General features: G+C 37.7%; 15 protein-coding genes. 10 read left to right on the forward strand and 5 right to left on the reverse strand.

Annotation, left to right across the window (positions count from 1 at the left end; translation table 11 throughout):
* Positions 1-213: 213 nt before the first annotated feature.
* From MOB01S_RS08460 to ftsY, 3 genes are all read left to right on the forward strand, one after another.
* Positions 214-477, forward strand: a complete 264-nt coding sequence (locus MOB01S_RS08460; RefSeq protein ID WP_066803929.1) for a type II toxin-antitoxin system Phd/YefM family antitoxin — start codon at positions 214-216, stop codon at positions 475-477.
* Entirely contained in the window at positions 452-754 is a 303-nt protein-coding gene (locus MOB01S_RS08465; RefSeq protein WP_245640021.1) for a type II toxin-antitoxin system RelE family toxin, read from the forward strand. The genes MOB01S_RS08460 and MOB01S_RS08465 overlap by 26 nt, the downstream gene beginning before the upstream one ends.
* Positions 755-829: 75 nt before the next feature.
* A complete protein-coding gene (gene ftsY / locus MOB01S_RS08470) occupies positions 830-1,768 on the forward strand; it encodes a signal recognition particle-docking protein FtsY (RefSeq protein ID WP_066803892.1) in 939 nt (312 codons plus the stop codon).
* A gap of 63 nt (positions 1,769-1,831) precedes the next feature.
* On the opposite strand, the gene MOB01S_RS08475 is transcribed toward ftsY, so the two are convergent.
* The 3 genes from MOB01S_RS08475 to MOB01S_RS08485 form a co-directional block, all read right to left on the reverse strand.
* Positions 1,832-2,593 (reverse strand): Slam-dependent surface lipoprotein, encoded by a 762-nt coding sequence (locus MOB01S_RS08475; RefSeq protein WP_066803895.1) that lies wholly within the window; start codon positions 2,591-2,593, stop codon positions 1,832-1,834.
* A gap of 229 nt (positions 2,594-2,822) precedes the next feature.
* Entirely contained in the window at positions 2,823-3,335 is a 513-nt protein-coding gene (locus MOB01S_RS08480; RefSeq protein ID WP_066803898.1) for a DUF934 domain-containing protein, read from the reverse strand.
* Positions 3,336-3,404: 69 nt separating this feature from the next.
* A complete protein-coding gene (locus MOB01S_RS08485) occupies positions 3,405-5,099 on the reverse strand; it encodes a nitrite/sulfite reductase (protein ID WP_066803901.1) in 1,695 nt (564 codons plus the stop codon).
* 239 nt (positions 5,100-5,338) lie between these two features.
* Here MOB01S_RS08485 and MOB01S_RS08490 point away from each other — a divergent pair, with 239 nt between their 5' ends.
* The 7 genes from MOB01S_RS08490 to tauD all read left to right on the forward strand — a co-directional run bounded on the left by MOB01S_RS08490 (position 5,339) and on the right by tauD (position 8,795).
* The gene (locus tag MOB01S_RS08490) at positions 5,339-5,881 is read left to right on the forward strand and encodes a hypothetical protein (RefSeq protein WP_157073943.1); all 543 of its coding nucleotides are present in this window, start codon (positions 5,339-5,341) and stop codon (positions 5,879-5,881) included.
* Positions 5,882-5,898: 17 nt separating this feature from the next.
* Positions 5,899-6,027 carry a hypothetical protein gene (locus MOB01S_RS12870; RefSeq protein ID WP_281177239.1) on the forward strand — a complete coding sequence of 43 codons (129 nt, stop codon included), beginning with the start codon at positions 5,899-5,901 and terminating at the stop codon, positions 6,025-6,027.
* A gap of 30 nt (positions 6,028-6,057) precedes the next feature.
* Positions 6,058-6,516 (forward strand): hypothetical protein, encoded by a 459-nt coding sequence (locus tag MOB01S_RS08495; protein ID WP_066803906.1) that lies wholly within the window; start codon positions 6,058-6,060, stop codon positions 6,514-6,516.
* Positions 6,517-6,662: 146 nt separating this feature from the next.
* Positions 6,663-6,902, forward strand: coding sequence for a hypothetical protein (locus tag MOB01S_RS08500; protein WP_169798136.1), 240 nt, complete (start codon positions 6,663-6,665; stop codon positions 6,900-6,902).
* A 90-nt stretch (positions 6,903-6,992) separates the two neighbouring features.
* Positions 6,993-7,268: a hypothetical protein gene (locus tag MOB01S_RS08505; RefSeq protein ID WP_218016088.1), complete on the forward strand. Its 276-nt coding sequence runs from the start codon at positions 6,993-6,995 to the stop codon at positions 7,266-7,268.
* A 16-nt stretch (positions 7,269-7,284) separates the two neighbouring features.
* On the forward strand, positions 7,285-7,770 hold the full coding sequence (locus MOB01S_RS08510) for a hypothetical protein (RefSeq protein WP_066803910.1): 486 nt from the start codon (positions 7,285-7,287) through the stop codon (positions 7,768-7,770).
* Positions 7,771-7,946: 176 nt separating this feature from the next.
* Positions 7,947-8,795: a taurine dioxygenase gene (tauD, locus tag MOB01S_RS08515; protein ID WP_066803912.1), complete on the forward strand. Its 849-nt coding sequence runs from the start codon at positions 7,947-7,949 to the stop codon at positions 8,793-8,795.
* 501 nt (positions 8,796-9,296) lie between these two features.
* Here the strand turns inward: tauD and MOB01S_RS08520 are convergent.
* Together MOB01S_RS08520 and MOB01S_RS12355 are read right to left on the reverse strand one after the other, a co-directional pair.
* Complete coding sequence (locus MOB01S_RS08520) at positions 9,297-10,382, reverse strand: hypothetical protein (protein WP_066803915.1); 1,086 nt, start codon at positions 10,380-10,382, stop codon at positions 9,297-9,299.
* Between the two features lie 96 nt (positions 10,383-10,478).
* The gene (locus MOB01S_RS12355) at positions 10,479-10,637 is read right to left on the reverse strand and encodes a hypothetical protein (protein WP_157073944.1); all 159 of its coding nucleotides are present in this window, start codon (positions 10,635-10,637) and stop codon (positions 10,479-10,481) included.
* Positions 10,638-10,673: the final 36 nt, after the last annotated feature.

Raw genomic sequence — 10,673 nt, forward strand, 5'->3', positions numbered from 1 at the left:
CGCCTTGACCATGATTGAGACTACACGCTGTAAAGAAAGATAATGATAAAATAACTAAAATGGTGCTTTTGATGATGTTTTTCATGTTAATTCCCAAATGTGAAAGGTTATAGTTTAGCATAAGTTGGGGTGGGTGGCAATTTTGCTCAGAATTTCTTGACAAAAAGTGCTTTTAAAAGTATTATTAAAAGATATTTGAATGGTGAAAAATTTATGCTAAACCAAATCCATAGCCGTTATGTTGCCAGTATCAGCGACTTAAAGAAAAGTCCAATGGACACACTTGCCCACGCCAATGGTGAGCCTGTGGCGATTTTAAATCGCAACACGCCTGCATTTTATTGTGTGCCTGCTGAGCTTTACGAAAAAATGCTCGATAGGCTTGATAATCAAGAACTTATCAAACTGGCAGAAGAAAGGCAATCAGAAAAATCCATAAAGGTAACGATTGGTGACTTACGAGCCAAATTCAAATGATGATAAAATTTATGAGCTAGAATTTAAAGAATCAGCACTCAAAGAATTTGAAAAACTCAATAAAGACATTGCTGAGCAATTTTTAAAAAAGCTAGAAAAAGTACTGTTAAATCCCCACATTCCTAAAAATAAATTGAGCGGTACTCACGCCAAACATTGGTATAAAATCAAACTCAAAAGCGTGGGCTATCGTTTGGTATATGAAGTAGTTGATGATAGGCTTGTGGTGCTTGTCATTACGGTGGGAAGACGTGATAAAGTGTACGACCGTTTATAATTGCAAAATCAGATTTAATTTTTTTCAAAAAATATGATATGATGAGACATTTTAAATTTTAAAAAGAGAATATCCATGAGCGACAATCAAAGCGGTTTTTTTGCCCGCATGAAAGCAGGGTTATCCAAATCCAGTAAAAATTTATCAGAAGGGTTGATGAATGTGTTGGTTGGTGGTAAAGAGATTGATGATGAATTGCTTGAAGAAGTAGAAGATCAGCTACTTGTGGCGGACATTGGTGTTGAAGCAACCAAGCGAATCATTGCCAGTCTAACCGAACAAACAGCACGAGGAGATTTGATTTATTCTCATTCATTATACAAGGCTCTAAAAAAAGAATTGGTGGAAATTTTAGAACCCAAAGTTTCTCCACTTGTTATTGATACTAACAAAAAACCTTTTGTGATACTCATGGTGGGTGTGAATGGCGTGGGTAAAACTACCACCATTGGCAAACTTGCCAAACGCCTACAAAATGAAGGCAAATCTGTCATGCTGGCGGCGGGCGATACCTTTCGGGCGGCAGCCACCGAACAGCTCCAAGTTTGGGGTGAGCGAAATGGCATTCCTGTGGTGGCACAGGGGCAGGGGTCAGACAGTGCGTCTGTGATTTTTGATGCCATGCAGTCCGCCAAAGCCAAAGGTATTGATGTACTCATTGCTGATACGGCAGGGCGTTTACAAAATAAAACACATCTGATGAATGAGCTTGAAAAAGTCATTCGTGTCATGAAAAAAGCCGATGAGACTGCTCCACATGAGTGTATGATTGTACTAGATGCTGGCACAGGTCAAAATGCCATTAGCCAAGTCAACATCTTTGGCGAAGCAACACCATTGTCAGGCATTACCATTACCAAACTTGACGGCACCGCCAAAGGGGGTGTGGTGTTCAATGTGGCACAGACGACCGATATTCCCATTCGCTATATCGGCGTGGGTGAAGGTATTGATGATTTGCAGGCTTTTGACCCAAAAGAGTTTGTAGATGCACTCATCAGCGAAGATAAATAACTGCACAAAAAACCCTACCAATCGGTAGGGTTTTGTTTTATCAAGAGGTTGCTGTATGCTTGATTATTGTTTGCTTGCGCCAAAAGCACCAGCAAATGCTTTATCTTCATTGATAAAGTAACCACTAAGCTCTTGGGCATTGTTGCCAAAAAACGCACCGTCCACCTGAGTGCCGTTGTTTTTGCCAGCAAAGGTGTTGCCAGAGATAGTGGCGTTTAGGGCGATGTTTGAGGCTTTTGCATTGCTGATAGAGCCCGTTAGGGTCTTTTTACCAAAATCAGCGGTAAATTTAGAGGTGCCTTGTATGATGTCTTCATTGCACGTTTCGCAAAGGTAGATGGAGCGACCTGTATAATTGACAACACCTTTGGGTAAGTTGGCGACCGGTGTTTTTTCACCTTGATAAAAGAGGTATTCGTTGTCTTTTTTATTGTTGTAATAGCCGTATTTGGCGTGTTGTAGGTGTGTGCCACTGATGACGCTCCATTGTGTCGCACTGTTGATTGTGGTAAAGCTATTAGCATTAATGCCAGAAGTACCGATTGTAAAGGTCTTGCCGTCTACATTTAGGGTGTTGATGTTGTTACCATTAATGTTTTTGTAAAAGACATCATTGCTGTTATCATCAAGCGGTATGGCAATGGCTTTGCCAGAAATGGTTTGCGTATTTGTTTGTGGGTTGGTGTTAGAATTGGTTGGGTTGGGTTTGACAACAGGCGTGCTTGGGCTTGTTGTGCTACCACCAGAGCTACCGCCACCACCGCAAGCAGTCAACGCCAATGCCATAGAGGTTACCAATGCAAGAGAAATGGTTGATTTTTTCATGACTAAAATCCTTATGAGTGATGAGAAATTATGTTGTCAGTACAAAACTGACAAATTTAGTATACATAAATTACCATAGCCTGTAAATAGTAGAGGAGGGGGACTGGCTACTTTTATGATAAAAGGTAGGTTGGGTGGGGTTAGTTGGCATTATGAATGATGATTATGACAATCGTTTAATTCCTGCCGCCTACCAAAACTATGCTAAATGCCTTTGCATTTTATCTCATTACCTAAACATCGGCAACGCCTTAACCGAATTACCAAAATGCCCACTCTTTAAATCCTCTAAGGTTTTTAATAGGGTGTCTAATTGTTCATCTTTAACAAAAAACCCTGTCGCTCCTGATTTAAGATAATAATTGGCTTGGTCTAAACCATAATTACCCAAAACATAAATTTCTTTATCAAAACCTTTATTTCTTAAATAACGGATTAGACTAAATGTGCGTCCGTCTTTAAAATCATTAACAAGAAACACAGCTCTATCTACTTCTTTTGATGACAAAAAATTATCTAATTCATCTAGGGAATTATCAGCCGTTAATATAATGTCGCCTGTTTCGTGAGAAAAATCATCAAGCTCATCAAGAAAACTCAATACAATCGCTCTATCTACTTGACTATTATCCACAAATTGCCAAATCAAATTATCAGCCAATTCGTCAGATTTATTGGTAAATAATGCCAAAGCAATATCAAATTTTTTAATTTCTTGATTTTCAAATTCAACCAAATACATTTTAAATCCCCATTTCATTTGCTATTGGGCGAATTGCAATTCGCCTCTACAAATTATTACCATATTGAATTACCCATAAACCGCCATTTTAAACGGTTCAATGCCCACACGATTAACAAACTCGCCAAAGCGTTCTATTTCATCAGCCGTTTCTTGGCGACCCTCTTTATAGACTTTGGCAATGGTTTTAATGGTATTAGCCACTTCATCGGCAGGTACCGCTTTGCCCAATATTTGCCCAAGTTTGGCATTACTACCGCCATTACCACCCAAACTAATCTGATACCAATGCTCGCCCTTTTTGTCCACGCCCAAAATGCCAATATCGCCAATATGATGATGGGCACAGGCATTCATACAGCCAGACATATTTAAGCGAATATCGCCCAAATCGTATAAATAATCCAAATCATCAAAGGCTTTTTCAATATTTTGGGCGATATTATGAGTAGTAGCATTTGCCAAAGAACAATAATCAAAACCTGGGCAAACAATCATATCGGTGAGCGTGCCAATATTGGGGCGTGCCAAATAAAGCTCATCTAAGGCTTGCCATAAGTCATATAAATCGCTTAACTTAACATCGGATAAAATCACATTTTGATGATGGGTAACACGAATTTCGCCAAAGCTGTATTGGTCAGATAAATCCGCCAAGGCACGCATTTGATGACTTGTCATATCGCCAGAAGGGATAAATTTTTCTGTGCCGTCTTTGTATTTAATCAGTCCTGCTTTTAATGAAATAACCACCGCACGATAGCCGTTAATTTTGTGATTAACCGTATTATGCTCATACCAATTTTTAAAGTTTTTATCGCTGTCTAATTGGGCTTTTAATTTGTCGGTTTCAGTTAATAAATCCAAAGTTTTATAATTAGGGGAGGTAAAATAGCTCTCCGCCTTTTTAAAATTATCATCAGATAAGGTTAATTCGCCATCTTTGCTAAATTGCCATTCATCATTCACCTTTTTAGCAAATTCGTCTTTACCAAGACTATCTACTAATATTTTAATTCTTGCTTTGTATTTATTATCTCTTCGCCCTTCTAAATTATACACACGCAAAATAGCGTCCAAATAAGAGAGTAAATGCTCTCGTGGCAAAAATTCATTAATCACTTTGCCAATCATCGGCGTACGCCCAAGCCCACCGCCCACGATGACCTCAAAGCCAATCTTATCATTTTGTTTGACAATATGCAGTCCGATGTCGTGGAGCTGGCTTGCCGAGCGGTCAATTTTTGAGCCGATGACAGCGATTTTAAATTTACGGGGCAGATAGGCAAATTCAGGGTGAAAGGTACTCCACTGGCGGATAATCTCACAATAAGGGCGAGGGTCGGCAATCTCGTCCGTGCTAATACCTGCAAAGGGGTCGGTGGTGGTGTTACGAATGCAGTTGCCCGAGGTTTGAATGGCGTGCATTTGATTGTCCGCCAAAACTTGTAGGATATCAGGCACTTGTTCAAGCTGTACCCAATTAAACTGAATGTTGGTGCGAGTGGTAAAATGCCCATAGCCCCTATCAAACTCATCGGCAATCTTAGCCAGCGTGCGAAGTTGGTAGCTTGCAAGCAGTCCGTAAGGAATGGCAACACGGAGCATTGGGGCGTGGCGTTGGATATACAGACCGTTTTGCAGGCGAATGGGCAAAAACTCATCTTCTGGCAACTCGCCTTTTAAAAAACGCTGGGTTTGGTGGCGGTACTGAGCAACGCGTTCATTGACAAGGGCTTGGTCGGCGTAGGAATATTGGTACATTGGCTAATTTGTCCTAAATTTGGCTAATTGTTTTAAGCAAAGGAAATAATGGCGTATGGTAAAGGGTTTTGGGCGGATTGATAAATGCCGATTAACACATTTGTTATTCCAAAAATTCATATAGAGTTAAGGGAAATGGTGGTGTTTGCATTTGGACAGGATTGATAATTTTAAAAAATTTGCAATTCTTATCAAAATTTATTATGATAAAATTAAAATATTTTTCATTAAAAATTCAAATGAACACGACAAATTTATTCCAAAAAGAACTAAATCCCAATGAAAATTTACTTTGGTATGGTAAACCAAAACAAGGTATTTTATTGCATGCGTCTGACAAAACCCAAATACCTTTTTCTATACTATGGGCGGGATTTGCATTTTTTTATGAGTATAACGCCCTAACAATGACTGATGACTTATTCTCTCAACTTTGGGGCGTGCCATTTATCATCATCGGTATTCATATGCTCATCGGACGATTTTTTTATGACAATTATCAAAGAAAATTTACTGATTATGCCATTACAAATGAGAGAATTATTATTGCAACTGGCAATCACAACAAATCTTTTAAAAGTATCTTATTAAAAAATTTGCCACAACTACAATTTATTAGCCACGAAGATACTTATGGCACAATTATTTTTGGCGATAATGATGTGTTTGACAAATTTTTTATGCAATTTCCTTATCAAAAAGATACAACACCAAGATTTGAATATGTCAAAAATTGTGATGAACCCTATCGGATTATTAAAGAGTTGGTGAATAAAAATTAGTTGTTATTGGTTATAAAATGATTAAAAATAATGATAATTTAACCAATACTTTTATCGCTTTTCAGAAAGTTTTTCAAGCCAAAAAAATGGTGGGATTGGGATTAGCAGGTAAAAAATTTGGCAAAAAAAAAGAGGTTTTGTGGTAAAATAAAGCAAAATAGCACTGGACAAATAAAATGACCGACCCATTTTTAAGTTTCTTTTCTGATGAAAGTTATCATCACAATAACAATCAAGAAATTGTTGTTATCATTGATAATACATTTAAAACTATGCAAGAGATTTATGACCATACTGGCAAATGTGTTTATCAAGATATGGCTAATAAAAATCCAATTTTTGAAAATTCTTATTATTTTGGTACGAATTTATCGGCTTTTTATGATTGTTTGAGTTCATTTTTTTATTTTATTAAAGATATTAAAATAAAATTTGTCATCAATGCAATCAATGAGAATATTGACCATAAAGACATTTATACTTTAATGTATTTATTTTTATGTACTTTTAAGGATTATGATGTGAAAGATAGATTAAAAATTACTCTATCAAAATCTGTATTGGCTATTTATTTGTCTGAGATGGGTAGATTATCTTGGTTAGATGTTGATGAAAGTGATATAGTGTCAGATTAGCTAAATAGCATAAATATCAAATACCCTATTTATTAAAAGAAATTGGGAATAAACAACATTTGTTATTCCTAATATTAAAACAAACTCGGAGCAAAAAAATGCCAATAGAATTAAGTATCTTACCACCCATGGTTGTTGAGCAAATTATGAGTGTAAAAAATGGCAATCCTGTGCAATTTACCAATAACGGTGAAGTGGTTCTTACGCTTACCGAAGAAATCAAACAACCAAGCTATGCTAAGGGCGATTTTGATTATGATTTGGAGCGAATGAAACAAGCGGTGGAAGCCCCTTATGTCGTAATGCCAAAATTTGATAATGATGATGACTTTTTTGCGTGGGTAGAAAATTTAACCGATGATGATTTTATTTCGGAGAAAGTATAATGGAAGTCAGATTTGGGCAAATTTTCCTAAAACATTTTAATAATTTTCCAAAAGCTGACCAAATTAAAATTCGTGCTTTTGCTAAACACATTGAGCAATTTGGCTTTGACGGTTTGCAAGGTCGCAATAAATCGTCCGATGGATGTACCTGTAACGCACCCCAATTGGAGTGAACGAATCATTTATGCCAAAACACACAATCTTTGGCATTATCATATTGGCATTCCCAATTATGAAAAATCCGAAAAGGGCGACTATACATCAGAATATGTTTTGCATTATATCAAGGGCGATGATTTTATTAAATTGGTGGATTTATCCGCACACCCACCTTTAAATTTGCCAAGCGTGGAATGTTTGGTTTAATACATAGTTAATAAAAATGAAACACCTAAAATACAAATTTATCCGTTTTCTTATCTTTATGATGCTTTGGGTAATTTTGGGTCAAATGATTTATTTGTTTATTCAGCCAAAATTTACCAAACCCAATGAATACTTTGCCATTTGTGCTGAAAGATTGGTAAAAGATGATAGACCTTTGCCCTTATATCCTATTAAAGATTATCAAGCCAATCCTAGTGAATTTCGCCTTTGCAAAATACCCATAACACATTCAACCGAAAGTGGCGTTGCTCGTTTGGAGCTTTATCAAAATGCTGACCAAAGTTATTTATTAAAAACTTGGACTGACAGTATGTCCGACCCTGCGGAATATCATTATAAAATTGTCAATAATAACATAGAACCAATTGCGTGGCGACACGGCAGTATGTTGGCAAAAGTGATGGCATATTTCTATGGATTGGCGATTGGCACAATTATTTATAAATTGGTAAAAAGACTGTATTTTAAGAAAAACTCTTAATCAAAATCCCAAACCAACCCCCATTTGGCGGTTGGTTTTTATCAGCCAAACAACACACAATTAGCCCCTTTCTTATGAAAAATAAGAATATCAAAACCCAAAAATAGTATTTTATCAGCATAAAATAGCACCGTATAATTTGCCCATTCAATCCTATTTTGCAATGGAGCAATCAAATGACCTTAAACCTAACCCCCATCAAACCTGCCATCGGTGCAACCATCACAGGCGTGGATTTAAACCACCTAAGTGCCGATGACAATGAGGCTATCAAAGACGCTCTATTAAAGCACCAAGTGCTTATTTTTAAAGAACAAAACCTAAGTAGCCAGTCGCAAGTCGCCCTAGCACGCACTTTTGGCAACCTTCATATTCACCCAGTTTTCCCCACCGTGCCTGATGTTAAGGAAGTGATTGTATTAGACAGTCATCAGACCGATTTGCGAGACAATGAGCTTTGGCATACCGATGTTACTTTTAGCAAAACACCGCCTTTGGGCTGTGTGCTACGAGCGGTAAAAATTCCACCTGTTGGGGGCGACACCTTGTGGGCAAGTCTAACCGCCGCCTTTGAAGCCTTGGACGATGAGACCAAAGATTTCTTGCGTGGCAAAACCGCCACTCACGACATTCGCCTATCGTTTCCTGCCGAACGCTTTGGCAAATCTGCCGAAGATGATGAAAAATTGCAAAAGGCAATTGCCAGCAACCCACCGCTATCGCACCCTGTTGTCCGCACCCACCCAGAAACAGGCAAGGAGGGGCTGTTTGTCAGCGAGGGTTTTACCAGTCAAATTGACGGACTTGACGAGCGTGAAAGCCGTGAACTGCTTGATAAGCTGTTTGCTCACAGTATCAAAGATGAGTTTGTCATTCGCCATCAATGGAGCGAGGGCGATGTGGTGATTTGGGATAATCGTGCTACCCAGCACAAGGCACTGTTTGATTATGGCGATGCCCATCGTATTATGCACCGTGCAACTGTGATTGGCGATGAGCCGTTTTATAAGGAGAGGGTGGCGTAATTTAATAAAAAGCACAAATCATTTTGTGCTTTTTTTTATTTGTTGTCTTGATTATAAAATCATCAAAATTAACCAAATAATACACTATGTGTATTAAGCCGATGTATACTAAATTCAATTCAAAATCCAACAAAGTTTTTTCGCTCAAAGTGAGCTTGTCGAACCATAACGAAAAACCGTTTTACCCGAAGGCATAGCTAAGGGCGAACGGTTTTGGTGGTTTTTGAAGTTAAATCACTATATTTTCAATGCTTTTTTTGAGTTTGATTGATAATTGGTAGGTGCGTACAACACACCATTTGAAATTCCAGCCTTTTATTGGTGCGTGATATGCACCTTACTTCCAAAACCAATTTTGTGGTAATTTTGCAGTTCTTTGACTATATTGGTGCGTGATATACACCTTACAGCTCATGGGTTGAACCGCCGTTCCACCCAACAGCCTAAGCCTTAAACTTGTTGGGTTTCGTTTTACTCAACCCAACCTACACGCTGATATTTTTAATCTCGTGGTTTAAGTCCCCATCTTTGTTCGCATAATTCACGCAAAGCAGGGTCGGTTTCAGGCATCGTTAATTCTGCAAAATTCGTTTCGTCTGCATCGTGTGCTTGCACGAATTTCATAAAATCTTCCAATGTACCAATATGGGGTAAATAGTACATGAACATATCGGCAGCTGCTTCTATCAATCTTACCCATTCATCATATTCACGAACTTTCCAACTTCCATACCAAAAACCATCATCATCTTTCTTAATATCAATATTTGGGTTTGCGTTATCAGATACACCATAAAAACTAAAAATACTACTCTTATGTGAAAAACCCAAATTGGCTATTTTATCTTCATATTCTTCTCTAATATCAAAATAAATATTAGCTTTAAAACGATAGACATCTTCTTCTCTATCAAATTTGTTTTTTTCAGTAACAATATATGCAGAAAATAGGGAAAATAACTCTGTTTTTGCACTAAAAAAATGTGCTTGATAGTTTGAGTGAACATCATAAACTTTAAATAATTCTGTTAATTTATCCCCCAATCTTGCTTTAACAATTTTAGACATTAAACTATTTCTTTTGGATTCACTGGCAGGGATTTGTGGTTTATCTTGGTTAATGAATTCATTATTAACACGCCATTGCCAGTTAGTTTCACCAAATTCAACAAACTGCTCCCAATGAAATTGTTCGCCTTGCACATTGAATCCTGTGCCGTCAGGCAAAAAAACACTCTCCCGATTACCCTCTACCACCACCAAATTGTTTTCACTCGCCGCGCGAATCATAATGCAAAGGAAATTTTCATCGCATTGGTTGGGCAAAAATTCAAAGCTGTATTTAGCAGCCAGCATATGCGCGGTTTCGTGTTCAATGTTTAAACACATTTTTAACGCCACATCGCCTTCATAAAATTGCCATGCTTGATGAACAAATTTCCCGAATTTCTTGCCGAAAGCCGCCATATTGGGGTTGGGTGCGCTTTCTTTGAAACCGCTTAATGTATTTAAAATTTCATGGGCTTCTTCGTAGGTTTTGGGTGAGCCATGTTTGATGTCGTAAACGTAAATGCCGTTACTGCTCATTATTTTGTTCCTTAAAATTGTGTTAAAAATTGCTTACATTGTAAATCAAGAATATCAGCAGGTCAAGACTCTTTCCTCAACCTGCGTTTTGTCTGTTTATTTGCCTTTAAATGGCTGCCACATTTTGGCAAGCTCTTGTTCCGCCCGTCTCATCCAGCTTTCATCTTTGTCTTGCCCTTTTTTGATAAGGTGAGACAAGTTTAAATGAATTTGGCTACCTGAAAGTAAAAAAGCCTGAAAAGGAATGTCTTCCATTTTCAGGCTGTTAAAAATCAGCTATTTGGCACTTTA

Origin of the sequence: Moraxella oblonga NBRC 102422, assembly GCF_001598275.1 — a bacterium.
In the GTDB taxonomy this organism is placed as follows: Bacteria; Pseudomonadota; Gammaproteobacteria; order Pseudomonadales; family Moraxellaceae; genus Moraxella; species Moraxella oblonga.